At 54.0% G+C, this 11538-nt stretch carries 13 protein-coding genes; 9 read left to right on the top strand and 4 right to left on the bottom strand.

Going from position 1 to position 11538, the window contains the following annotated elements; translation table 11 throughout:
• Positions 1 to 571: hypothetical protein (locus CA13_RS00365; RefSeq protein ID WP_419193753.1), on the top strand; the 571-nt coding region annotated here is incomplete at its 5' end.
• A 462-nt stretch (positions 572 to 1033) separates the two neighbouring features.
• Here CA13_RS00365 and CA13_RS00370 read toward each other — a convergent pair.
• A complete protein-coding gene (locus tag CA13_RS00370; protein ID WP_419193735.1) occupies positions 1034 to 2335 on the bottom strand; it encodes a transposase in 1302 nt (433 codons plus the stop codon).
• 262 nt (positions 2336 to 2597) lie between these two features.
• Here CA13_RS00370 and CA13_RS00375 point away from each other — a divergent pair, with 262 nt between their 5' ends.
• Positions 2598 to 3035, top strand: coding sequence for a hypothetical protein (locus CA13_RS00375; protein ID WP_146393749.1), 438 nt, complete (start codon positions 2598 to 2600; stop codon positions 3033 to 3035).
• A 78-nt stretch (positions 3036 to 3113) separates the two neighbouring features.
• Positions 3114 to 3617 (top strand): hypothetical protein, encoded by a 504-nt coding sequence (locus CA13_RS00380; RefSeq protein ID WP_419193754.1) that lies wholly within the window; start codon positions 3114 to 3116, stop codon positions 3615 to 3617.
• A 51-nt stretch (positions 3618 to 3668) separates the two neighbouring features.
• Here the strand turns inward: CA13_RS00380 and ltrA are convergent, their stop codons facing one another.
• Complete coding sequence (gene ltrA, locus CA13_RS00385) at positions 3669 to 5276, bottom strand: group II intron reverse transcriptase/maturase (protein WP_419193755.1); 1608 nt, start codon at positions 5274 to 5276, stop codon at positions 3669 to 3671.
• Between the two features lie 357 nt (positions 5277 to 5633).
• Here ltrA and CA13_RS34435 point away from each other — a divergent pair, with 357 nt between their 5' ends.
• From CA13_RS34435 to CA13_RS00405, 5 genes are all read left to right on the top strand, one after another.
• Positions 5634 to 5798 carry a hypothetical protein gene (locus CA13_RS34435; RefSeq protein WP_419193756.1) on the top strand — a complete coding sequence of 55 codons (165 nt, stop codon included), beginning with the start codon at positions 5634 to 5636 and terminating at the stop codon, positions 5796 to 5798.
• A 144-nt stretch (positions 5799 to 5942) separates the two neighbouring features.
• Positions 5943 to 6329, top strand: coding sequence for a hypothetical protein (locus tag CA13_RS00390; protein ID WP_146393753.1), 387 nt, complete (start codon positions 5943 to 5945; stop codon positions 6327 to 6329).
• Positions 6330 to 6592: 263 nt separating this feature from the next.
• Positions 6593 to 6922 carry a hypothetical protein gene (locus tag CA13_RS00395; RefSeq protein WP_146393755.1) on the top strand — a complete coding sequence of 110 codons (330 nt, stop codon included), beginning with the start codon at positions 6593 to 6595 and terminating at the stop codon, positions 6920 to 6922.
• Between the two features lie 266 nt (positions 6923 to 7188).
• Positions 7189 to 7806 carry an EF-hand domain-containing protein gene (locus CA13_RS00400; protein WP_146393758.1) on the top strand — a complete coding sequence of 206 codons (618 nt, stop codon included), beginning with the start codon at positions 7189 to 7191 and terminating at the stop codon, positions 7804 to 7806.
• A 279-nt stretch (positions 7807 to 8085) separates the two neighbouring features.
• Positions 8086 to 8265: a hypothetical protein gene (locus tag CA13_RS00405; RefSeq protein ID WP_146393760.1), complete on the top strand. Its 180-nt coding sequence runs from the start codon at positions 8086 to 8088 to the stop codon at positions 8263 to 8265.
• A gap of 543 nt (positions 8266 to 8808) precedes the next feature.
• Here CA13_RS00405 and CA13_RS00410 read toward each other — a convergent pair.
• Entirely contained in the window at positions 8809 to 9444 is a 636-nt protein-coding gene (locus tag CA13_RS00410) for an IS110 family transposase (RefSeq protein WP_419193757.1), read from the bottom strand.
• 158 nt (positions 9445 to 9602) lie between these two features.
• On the opposite strand from CA13_RS00410, the gene CA13_RS00415 reads away from it, so the two are divergent.
• Positions 9603 to 10262 carry a hypothetical protein gene (locus CA13_RS00415; protein ID WP_146393762.1) on the top strand — a complete coding sequence of 220 codons (660 nt, stop codon included), beginning with the start codon at positions 9603 to 9605 and terminating at the stop codon, positions 10260 to 10262.
• Between the two features lie 70 nt (positions 10263 to 10332).
• Here CA13_RS00415 and CA13_RS00420 read toward each other — a convergent pair whose 3' ends face one another.
• A complete protein-coding gene (locus tag CA13_RS00420; protein ID WP_419193758.1) occupies positions 10333 to 10869 on the bottom strand; it encodes a group II intron maturase-specific domain-containing protein in 537 nt (178 codons plus the stop codon).
• Positions 10870 to 11538: the final 669 nt, after the last annotated feature.

An 11538-nucleotide genomic window follows, 5' to 3' on the forward strand; every position in this document is an offset into this window, starting at 1 on the left:
AATTAGTGTGCATCACCAAACCTACACTTTGCCGAATGGCGAGCATCTGACCGTGGTCGACGACGTCTTGTATGGAATCGACTCGACGGACAACGTTTCGTCCTACGACAGGATACTACGAATCCCAAGCCGTGCTGCTGACTCGTACATTGCGAAGCGAGGGCTCACGATTGAACGAATGGATGGATCAATTTCGTCATGCTTGCTTGCGTTCCCCAGTGGCAGTCGGATGCTTCCAACGAACGTGCTCCTTCACCGTGGGCGACTGTTCGTGGCTAGCGGCGTTGCTTTGGCGGCGGTCGATCTCCCCGAGTTATCGCTATCCTGGAACGTCGATCTGCAGACCGGTGCTGACAACGGACTGCATGCAATTGACAACGACCATGTGCTCGCGATCGGAGATTTTGACGCAACGCTATTAGACTGGAATGGCGTGGTTCGATGGGCAACGAACATCCCTGGATTCTTAGTTCCGCCTGGTACAATCAACGGCAATGTCTTGTCGATTGATGACGATGATAGTCAAACACATAGGATTGACCTAGTTCACGGGCGAGTGATGATGGGGTAACCATGCCGTCGCTTTACGCTTGTTTGTCAAGCGGCGTAGCGGCAAGCGAGCCGATTCTTCGAGCTCGCGTTAAGCCGCTGAAGCTTCGACATGCTTTACCCTTGGAGTTGACTCTCCCATTTTTGCGCGCAACTTTGTGTTGCTTTGTATTGTTTGCACTTCGCTGATTCGTTGCTTCCACTCACACATCGAACCGAATCCTAGACTGGCAAAGTTCGCGTTTGGGCTCTCGTTCGGAGCAATCACTTGATCTTACTCATTGGCCATGTCGAAGGATAAAAGCGACCGGTGTGACAGGACTCAGACTCACTCGCCTGGTCAATGTGCACCGATCATGTTGGGCGGATGCCAACTGATAATGCCATGGTGGTCATCACCGGTCGCCAAGGTTCAATATCTCAGTCGAAGGGGTTCCTCCTAGGTTTTCGTTATTTCAAAAGTTATCGCTGACGGACGTTTCGACTAGGCTGCTTTAGCGTGCTCGCTGGCCATTACAAAGACGCGACCCGGATCGAATGGCTCGCCGCTCTTGTACCAACCGTAAAACATTTTCAAAATCTTTCGCATCACGCAAACATTCGCCTTTTGACCTGGCATCTTGTCGGCTTCCTTCTTCTTCCAGTAGTAGTCACCAAAGAGCTTACCGCGACCGACCAGCGGAATCGCCATCAAGTTCAGTACGTAACGTAGTTCGCTCCGGCCGCGACGGCTGATCGTCGTCCGGCCTCGCCATTTGCCACTTTGACGTTCGCACAAGTTCAACCCTGCATAACGCATCAGTTGCGAGACCGTGCGGAAATCATCCGGCGGTCCCATCTCGGCGACCAAACGCGAAAGCATCCGAAGCGTGACGACTCCCTTGCGTGGAGCAGGTAACCGCGGATCGGAAGATTGAAGCGTCAGGTAAAGCTCTTGCATTTGACTTTCGATTTGTCGTTGCTGCTGCAAAAACGTCGTGATTTCCGTATAAAGTTGCTGCACGGCGGTGGCTCGGATTTCGGCAAGCGTGGCAGCCAAGTCATCCTTTTGAGTGCTTGCCGTATCGTTTGCTGCTCGCCAGAGCTTTTTCAGAGTCGCCTTCTTGGTGTGTTTGCTGCAAGCTTTCATTCGTCCGTAGAAGGCTTCCTCGCCCACCGCAAGAATCGCGTGCGGGTTGCCAGCGAACTGCTCGATCAGCGCACGGCCGGTCGGTCCGTACAACACCGACTTGTCCAATCGAAGATCCGCAAACAGACTTCTCAAATCAGCGTGCAGTTCGCACTTGGCGACCTTGATGCGGGCTTCACAGCGGAGGACCAACCGATGAAGTTCACGTAGCTGCGCGTAATGTTTATCAAGCTTACGGTCTTGGATCAGTTTGCCGACTTTGGCAACCGTCAGCACCGCTTTGGGATCGCGTTGGTCGGTCTTGCCATGATCGGCGAATTGAATCGTGCGGAATTTGGCTACGGCTTCTCCATGCACCAACGCGGTTCGCATGCCGAGTTCATCGGCCAGCTGCAGAAGTCGTCGATGATAGATGCCCGTTGACTCACAGAGGACACGAATTTGATAGTCACCGTGTTGTTGGACTTCGTTGCGGATCTCTTCGAGCGTTGTGCGTATGTCGGAACTGTTGTTTTCACACTGGCCACGGATTGATTTCCCCGACAACTCCATGGCCCAATACAGCGAATCACTGCCAACATCGAAGCCGACGTTAACGATTCTGCCAGCGTCAGTGATGTTTTGATTTTGTTGAACTAAAAGAGTTGATTTCGACATTGAGTTTGTAGTAGAATTCATGAGGCTTCTTTCGAATGTATTGTCGAACCACGATCTCCAAATTGTTGGTTACGACCACTAACACCAAGTGAGCGAATCCTCGTGATTCAGCTCGTTTATTACATCGAGAGAAGCCATTTTCGTTTCAAAATCCAATAAGTCCACCTAAGAGTATGTGCACGGGAGAACGGGTGGTCCATTTTCTCGTCTGCTTGCAAGTCGTTCGCCCGTTCCCCGTGATTTCTACCGTTATCCGATTGACATGCTTACGCTGACCCATGAAATGACGTTGGTCAATCGCATCAGCATTGCTATCGTGTGCGTCTTTCCGTACCCAACTTTAGGATTTAAAATGAAACCCACTCTCGCATTCGGTCTTGTTCTCGCCGCACTAGTCTCCGGTGGCATTGTATCTTTCGCCGATGAAAACACTGGAGAGAATGCCAAATCGAAACAACCTGAAAAGCTTACTGTGACGACCTATCGCACCGCCGACCTACCGGTTTTTACCAGCGACAAGGAATGGAGCCCCGTGTTATTGATGGACTTGATCCAATCCACGGTCTTTCCGAAGTCCTGGGAGGCAAAGGGAGGTACATCGACGATGGCCCCGTACCCACAAAATCAATCAATCGTAATATCAACCAATTCACGTAATCACAAAAGAATTCAGAAGCTGATAGAGCGGTTACGTGACTGAACCGATAGAAGCCGTTTTATCCCGGACGCCGAGAATTACGGCGGATAACAATGCCGTGCACGCGGAGCACGGCTTGCAATGTTTCACAAATGGCAAGTCGTCTCTCCGTGCCCGGTGACGGCTGCCGTTCGTCGATACTGGTTTCAAACAAACGCAATGCACGGCAAACGTAAACTCATCCTGTTGGGCACCGGATTCGCGATAGTAAGCGCTTTCGCTTCGTTTTCGCTATTCAGTTTCGGCCAAAAGCCAAAGCACACAAACGCCTATTTGACTTGGTGGCCCGCAGGATCGCGGGTTGGTGGCGTTATTGAGTTGCAGCCTTCAAAGTCATCCGTCGACGGCATTGAGATTACTCGAGATCAAGTTGTTTTTGAGAGCCCGTCGGATCGCTTACAATTCTCGTACAAATTTCTCCGCAACCAAGACTCCACGGACGTGTACTTATTTCGTCTGGTCCTCAATGACAACGCAGAGATACAAAGGAGTGTCGCATTCGACGGCAATGAGGCCATCGTGTTTCGTGACGCTGAAACCGGCATCGCGCTGAGTATCGACGGATCAGATCGTTTTCCCTATTAATACGACGGGGAACCAAGATCGAGATAGGGGCCCGGTTGCCCGGGACCCCTCTCACACCACCGGACATGCGGGTCCGCATCCGGCGGTTCGTTTCTTGGAAGCAAACTTGCTCCAAATCTCCTCGAGACTCGCTAGTCCTTGTTGCCTGAGATAGTCCTTCGAGATCGCCACATGCATCGCGGCACTCGAGGACATCACCCAGACTCCGCGGCCACTGCTACCGTGAGAGAAGGCTTCGTCACGACGAACGCCGAGCTTCAACAACATACGAATTCGGGTGCGGACTCGATACCACTGTTTCCAATAGCAGGCGCGGATGCGCCGACGGATCCACTTGTCCAAACTCTGCAGTTGCTTCTTGCCCAGGCCGTAGTGAAAGTAGCCCACCCAACCTTGGAAGTACCGGCGAAGTGCGCTTAGACGTGATTGAATCGAACGCCCGCCGTTGCGACGAGTGATCTGCTTCACACGCTCTTTGAACCGCTTCAGGTTCTTCCGGCTGACACCGAATCGTCCGCCGAAACCGCGAAAGGTATAGCCGAGAAACTCGACCGCCTCCGCCGAGCAGACGCTGCTTTTGTCGTGATTGACCACGAGTTTCAGCTTTGATGTCAGGTAACGCTCGACTGACCGAAAGACGCGAGTGGCCGACTGCTCAGTCTTGGAGAACACCAAGAAGTCGTCCGCATAGCGCACGAAACGATGACCACGTCGCTCCATCTCCTTGTCGAAATCATCCAGCAGGATGTTCGCAAGTAAGGGTGAAAGTGGACCACCCTGCATCGTGCCTTCGGTCGAAGGTTGCCAATCGGTATCGACCATCACACCTGCTCGGAGATAGTTCCCGATCAAACGCAACAAACGTTTGTCACGGACCTTGCGACCAACGCGATGCATCAACACATCGTGTTGCACGCGATCGAAGAATTTCGACAGGTCCATGTCGACGCACCAGCGATAGCCGGCTTGAATGTGCGTTTGAACGAGATGGATCGCTTCATGAGCGGAGCGGTAGGGCCGAAAGCCGAAGCTCGATTCGGAAAACTCCGGATCGAAGATCGGCGTCAGGACTAACAGGATGGCTTGTTGAACGAGTCGATCAACTACGTTTGGAATGCCGAGATGTCGCTCGCCGCCATCCGCTTTGGGAATCGACTTACGCCGGACCGGGCCGGGCTTGTAAGTTCCTTCCAACAGTTGTTGCCGGAGCACCGGCCAGAGTTCTCGGAAGTGGTCTGGAAATTCGTCAATCATGATCCCGTCGGGCCCGGGGGCTCCGCGGTTCGCTTTGACTCGTGCCCAGGCACATTCGAGGGTGTCGGTGTCGACAATTTGCTCCATGAGGTTCAGTGGAACATCGTTCAAGGCTGGCTTCTCGATGGACGCCGAGTCCGAGTGACCGGTCAGGGACGCCGAAGAGCCCAAGTTTCCTTGAGCGACAGGGCCTTTCGAGTCTTCCGCTCCTTGCTGGTTGCCGGAAGTAGGTTCTGTATGTTTCGGTCGGTTCGAGTTCATCGATGGTTCTTCCTTGTCAAGAAACGTTCGGTCCTTCCCGACTCCGGTGGAATGCGAAGCTCCGGTACTACGACCTCTGCTGACTTCTGCTCGCACGAGCCGGATCACTCCGGTCGCCCCGCCTTTCAGGCAAGCCTTACTCACGGGTACGCTGACAGATCTCCCCGAATAAGGGACGTGAACTTTCGCTGCACAAGTGCGTCAACTACGACGAGTCCTGTCGGAAACGGCTTCGTGGTCCTGGGGCCACTCGCCTCAGAAAGCTCGCCGCCTTCATGACGTTTCTGTTCGTCACCTCGCAGCTTTGGCTCGGGCTTCCTCCCCACGGTCTGTCACCTCGCCGCAGTTGCCTTCGCCTAGTACTTCGTCTTGATCGATTACATTTGGTATCCTGTCTTTCGTTCAAGTTCCGTTTTCGTACAGGGGACTGGCTTTCCCAAAGAAAGCGGCACCCCAAAAGTTCACGCCCATGTCGGGCGTACACAGGCACCGAAGGACCGCATGGGGCGTTTACAAATCGAAACCACGTTGGCGGTCCTCGGTGATGACCGCCGTTATCGCACTCCGGGCGATTTGTGCTCTGCTATAGGTGCGCTGTCGATGATCCCTTGGCAACCGCTTGGTCCGACCGCGTCGTTTCTTGCTTTCCAATTGAACCGTCGCTAAACTGATACTGCTAGGGATCGGACAACTGTCACCCAAGGGGCCGAAAGCTAAACTGACGGTGCTCGGTCGATTGATACATCATGGTGACGCGATCGGCGTTTAACCCACATCCGTGCGATAACCATGTGATGCAACGGAGGACGGGTGGTCCGTTTTCTCGTCTGCTTGCAAGTCTTTCGCCCGTCCCCGCTGATCACCACCGTTCGTCGAGTCTGGCGAATGACGACCGAGAATCCTTACCAATCACTGAAGCCTTCACCTAACTTGGATCATCCTCCGAATCCTTCCACCGAAACGAACGTGCCGCCTCCTCGCGATCCGGCAATTCCCGGCATCAGACTGTTCTTTCTTGTCGCCGGATCTCTCGTCGGATTCGTCCTGTTTGGGATTATTCCGATGGCGGCACTTTATCCGTTCGGACCGTTTTCATTTCGTGCCGCTGCCGTCGGCGCTGTTGTCGGAATGTTGATTGCTGATGGCATTCTTGCAATGATGCGCTGTTCAAACAGCAAAACCAATCGTTCATGCTGATGGCGTTTCCGATTCCTGATCGGTCGGCGCTAGCCATACGATGGTTCATTGGGAAGCCAACCACGTCGCTGGCTCTAGCTCTCCGTTACAATGCGACGAACCAACGGATGCACACAGAGCCCTCGAACGTCTCTTGGGCAATGGTGTGTCAACTCCTCGGGCCGGGTGATCCCAGCCGTTCATCGACATTTACTGCGTCACGCGTAACCACATACCGAGGCTCAAAGCTGGTCGAAACTCCAAATCCGTATGCTTCCACAAGTGTGTCCCAACTTACGGATGACGCCGAATCTAAAACCAGAGGGGTTATTCCTTACCTTCTCTCGCCATTTTTCTTTATCACGGGAGTGGCAATACTGATCGTTGGTGCTAACACATACGCTAGCGCTTGGAGCGACGAGCGTATGATGGCGAACGACGGAACCGCCCGGTACGGATGGACGCTTATTGCTGCATGCCAAGCATTTGCCGGCTTACTCTGGACCGTTGCTGCAGTGGCATACCTAAAACGCCGTCCAGGCGTTGGGCATTGGATTGTATTGACGGGGTTGTTCGCACTGCTACTATCGATGCTTGTGATTATTCCCGTGTAACAAAGCGGGCGATGAACCATGGGTTGAACCGCAGTCGGCCACGAGCGTTTACTCTGTGGTCAGCCTTAATCGGGCCGACGCGGTTAACCCAAACGTTCGCCGACCTGAACATTTCTCGAGCAATGTTTCGCCCAACATGCGCTTTACATCGTTAACTATTCTTCCCCGTTCACCCCGTGGCCCATCGCTATCAGCAAATTGCTGTCATTCCTTGTGAAATTGGTCCGCGGCAACGAGGACAATAGGCTCCACTTAATGGCTCTTCAATGTTTAATAAACGAAAACAGTTCCACGTCGCGCTGTGTGGTGTGGCGTTCATCGCAACGTGCGGCGTTACCGCGGACGCTCAGCGGCCCGAGAGCGACGAACGCGGGCGCGATCGACCAGAAATTCGTGACCGAGGTCCTAACGGCCCCGGCGGTCGACGAGATGGCGATGGATTTGGAGGCGGGCCTTCCGTGAGTCCGGAGATGTTCCTGCGATTGCCTGTCATCGCGGTGTTGGATGCCGATCAGAACGGAACAATCTCCGCCAAAGAAATTGAGAACGCTGCCGTGGCGCTGAAGACGCTCGACAAGAACGGAGACGGCAAGATCGACATCCGCGAGATGATCTCGCCCAGCAGGTCGGGCAAAGCTGATGAGAAGGGGATGATTGATCGCTTAATGCAACGGGACAAGAACGGCGACGGATTTTTGACCTACGACGAGATGCCTGGACTGTTGACTCGAATCGTTAAGCGAGATGACGCAAATGGTGACGGCAAATTGTCGCGAGAGGAAGTCGTGAGGTCGGTTCGAGCTCTTATCAAGAAGCGAGAAGGAAGCCGTGACGGCGTCAATCCCGGGAGCCGGCGTCCGACGCAACCTCCGCTTAAGGAATAGGCCATTTGCTTAGAGCTTGATCGATGCAAGGCCAACCGAATGCTGTCTGTCGGAGCTAGCGTCAGTACGCACACCGACTTGTGCGACTAAATGCACGGCGAACCATGCCATCCACCGAAGGACGGCATAGGAATTTTACCAATGGAAACCACATGGGCCGTCCTCGGTGATGGCTGACGACTATGAAGTCCGTGGTTTGACCAGTGGCGACTGGCCGCTTTTTTGAAAGTTTTTCTACATCAGAGATTCTGTTGTTTTCTTCATGCGATAGAGGTGTGGATGCGGCGAGCCTCCGACTTTGGCGTTCGTGAGATTGGGCGAGATCCGATTCGGTACTATACGACTATTCGAGGTGTCGACGCTTTGACTTGGCCAGCCAAGTCTGTCAGTGACAGCGTCGTCTCATCATTCCTTGCAGTACTAACGAGTCGGCTTGATTCATTGGCTACTGCTGTATGATCCGATCGCGTGTGCTTATCGCGTTCGGGTCATCGCCAGTCACAGTCTTTGTCACGACCTAGCCAGAACGAACAGCATCCTGGGGCCACGCGGGTGAGTGATCTTGGCGAAGGCAGAGTCCTGATCGGGCTCAAGCTTTCTTCTCTTGGACGTCTTGGTCGGTCAGTCGCGATCCGGGAGCGACGCGGGGTTGGGTGGTGAAAGGTGGATTGAAAAGGCTTCCCTCGATTGTCACATTCGTTATCTCGAGGTCGATCTGGCGGCCAGATTGCCTCGGTCAGGCATTCGTGGTCCCTCGAGGGAAGCGTGGCCTCGGAACAGAGGCCAGTGGTTGGGTTAGGTTTTCATGGGTGAGCGTCGGCTTTTGCGCCGTGGCGATTTCTTCGGTTGGCTCGCTGCTCGTTTGGGCTCTTCGCTGTGAATCGGCCCGGGCGGCTTCGGCTTGGCGGACGAGGAAAAGGGGGACGAGGAAAAGGGGAAGGGGGTCGTTTCGCTTCTGACTGACGAGGAAAAGGGGAAGGGGGTCGTTTCGCTTCTGACTAATTACCCCCTTCCCCTTTTTTTGACCTTCCCCTTTTTTTGACCGGTGGTGAGTTCATCGAGTTGCTTCAGTTCGCTGTCGAGTTGTCCCTTCCAGAGGTCATCGGGGCCGCACTGGTCGATTGGTTTGCGGTGGGAGTCGATGTGGGCGCGGCCGGTGTTCCAGGCTCGTGCTCCAGTGTCGATCTCGATGCCGCGGTTGGCGAAGGTCGAGCGAATGCCATTTTTGATCCGGGTGATCCGGTAGTCGAGGTTTTTTCGATACTTGATGATCGCTCGCTGTTCGCGGATCTCGGGACTGGGGACGTGCACGGACGTAAGATCTTTCATCATGGCCATTTTGGCCAACCTCAGTGCGTCGTCTCGATCGGTCTTTCGCTTGGTATTCTTCCAGGACCATGCTTCGTCGTTGGTGCTGCAGACGATGGTTTTGAGTTTTCTCTGGTGACAAACATCGCTGATCCACCCGGACGGGCCGCAGGCTTCCATGACGACGAGGTCGATATCGTTGGACTCGAACAGGTGATTGACGTGAGAGACCTTGGTGAGGATGGTTTCGAATCGGTAGGTCTGATTTTCGGTATCGAAGAAGCAGGCCACCGACTTGAACTTGCCGAGGTCGAGCGAACAGATCATCATGGGACAGTTCCGTGGTTTGAGGTGTCAACGTGTTAAGAGCGATTGATTGTGACCGATCGAGAGATCGAGATCACGGCCTGGTCAGCAGGTGTATCCAGCCGACTCGCCTCAAACCACGGACTTCATGGATTCTTTATGTCGACGAACCCTGTAAACAGATGATCTCCTGCATTCCCGGAACTGTTCTCGATTCGCCAGACAAACGAATCATCGGGCGAATGTCTAGTGATTGGCCCAATATCGACTTTGATTCAAAGTTCTTAGATGCGCTTCCGGACTTTCATGGTGGTGTACCGACACATCCATATTTTGCATCAAAATCTGGGCAAATTCACCGCATTGCGTTCTTCCTGTACTTCGTGGACGAAGACTCTGATCTTCACGGGGCCGTACGCGAATCAAAGAATTACTTCCACGACTCAATGGATGAAAGAGTCACAGATCGCGGCGTCGACTACATCGTCGGCTGTGACGTGAACGGCTTCTTCGATGGCGATAGGATCGTTCCTTTCGCTGCACTATATACCCCGCTGGAACCGAACGGCAATTATGAAGACCCCAACGACCCAGCTGCCCACCTAACCCTTACACCATTGGACACGGTGAACTGCAACGCTCTTTGTTTCGACACTTCTACAGAACCGCACTCAGTGGTCGTTTTTGATGCTGCTAAATCTGCAGCTGAACAACACCGCTACTGCGATGACTGTGTTGAGTTGGATGAGATTCAGTACGATAGCTTCATCGAATGTGCGGCTGAGACATTCTTGGAATTCACTCGAATGCTAACGGATTCACCGGATAAACTAACGACATAACCAATAGGTATCGGGATAGGGCCCGGATTGCTCCGGGATCCTCCCACACCACCTGGCATGCGGATCCGCACTAGGCGGTTCGTCTCAGCGGAGCAAGCTCGCGCCATCTCGCTTCGAGGCTAAACAGTCCGTTGGAATTCAGCCAATCGTTCGACAAGGCACGTTGCACGCCAGACGGCATTGAGAGACGCCAGACCGCTTTATGACTTGCGCCGAACGCGTACGCATCATCGTGGGAAACTCCAAGCGATTTCAACTTTCGAATCCGGGTGCGTGGTAAGCGCCAAGATTTCCAGTAACAAGCTCGGACGCGGCGACGAAGCCATTTGTCCAAGCTCGTGAAAACACTCTTCCGCTGTTCCAATGCGAAGTAGCCGATCCAACCACGCGCGTACTGAGTGAACTCCGACATTCGGCGTGCCATCGAACGTCCGCCCTTGCGGGCAAGCAGTTCGCTGGCTCGCTGCTTGAAGTGACGGAGCTTCTTTTCACTCACACAGACTTTGCCGCCATAGCCACGAAATTCGTAGCCGACGGACTCTGCTCCGTCCGCTCGGCGGACGCAGCTTTTGTCGCGGTTGACGATCAGTTTGAGTGTACGTTGCAAGAAGGACCGCAGGCGCCATCCGAATGTTCTACCTAACGAACCGTTGCTAACAACGAACAGGAGAGAGGATGAGTTGTGCAGCATGCTTTTCTAGCAACGGATCGAAACTTGCCTGGGTCCTTCTTCTTGCCTTCGCGTTCCCATTTCTTGCTCCCACGTTTTACCTCGTCACTGAGTTCTACCTTGGTGATGCGCAACACCCGATTTCGCTTGGTGAAAGACGTTTCGCTTCGTTCGTTCATGCATCTCACCTCGCCTTTTGGGAGAGGTCGAGCTCTCAGGCTCGGGAGAGGGTTGTTGATGGCTGCATCCGGTGAAGGCCCTCCCCCTCGCTGCGCTCGACCCCTCCCGCTCTCGCGGGCAGGGGTTGTTTGCATCAGCTATTTGACCGCAGGGGCCATCCGAATGTTCTACCTAACGAACCGTTGCTAACAACGAACAGGAGAGAGGATAAGTTGTGCAGCATGCTTTTCTTGCAACGGATCAAAACTTGCCTGGCCCCTTCTTGCTCCCGTTCATGCATGTCACCTCGCCTTTTGGGAAAGGTCGAGCTCTCAGGCTCGGGAGAGGGTTGTTGGTGGCTGCATCCGCTGAAGGCCCTCCCCCTCGCTGCGCTCGACCCCTCCCGCTCTCGCGGGCAGGGGTTGTTTGCATCAGTTATTTGACCGC

Origin of the sequence: Novipirellula herctigrandis (assembly GCA_007859835.1) — a bacterium.
GTDB classification, from domain to species: Bacteria; Planctomycetota; Planctomycetia; order Pirellulales; family Pirellulaceae; genus Novipirellula_A; species Novipirellula_A herctigrandis.

What these genes read in the sequence shown, in the direction of transcription:
- CA13_RS00370 (WP_419193735.1), bottom strand. Translation starts at nt 2,335, where the DNA reads ATGTCGAAATCAACTCTTTTAGTTCAACAAAATCAAAACATCACTGAC.
- CA13_RS34435 (WP_419193756.1), top strand. Translation starts at nt 5,634, where the DNA reads ATGGGGCGTTTACAAATCGAAACCACGTTGGCGGTCCTCGGTGATGAC.
- CA13_RS00415 (WP_146393762.1), top strand. Translation starts at nt 9,603, where the DNA reads ATGATCTCCTGCATTCCCGGAACTGTTCTCGATTCGCCAGACAAACGA.
- CA13_RS00405 (WP_146393760.1), top strand. Translation starts at nt 8,086, where the DNA reads ATGCGGCGAGCCTCCGACTTTGGCGTTCGTGAGATTGGGCGAGATCCG.
- CA13_RS00375 (WP_146393749.1), top strand. Translation starts at nt 2,598, where the DNA reads ATGCTTACGCTGACCCATGAAATGACGTTGGTCAATCGCATCAGCATT.
- CA13_RS00400 (WP_146393758.1), top strand. Translation starts at nt 7,189, where the DNA reads ATGTTTAATAAACGAAAACAGTTCCACGTCGCGCTGTGTGGTGTGGCG.
- CA13_RS00410 (WP_419193757.1), bottom strand. Translation starts at nt 9,444, where the DNA reads ATGATGATCTGTTCGCTCGACCTCGGCAAGTTCAAGTCGGTGGCCTGC.
- CA13_RS00380 (WP_419193754.1), top strand. Translation starts at nt 3,114, where the DNA reads ATGTTTCACAAATGGCAAGTCGTCTCTCCGTGCCCGGTGACGGCTGCC.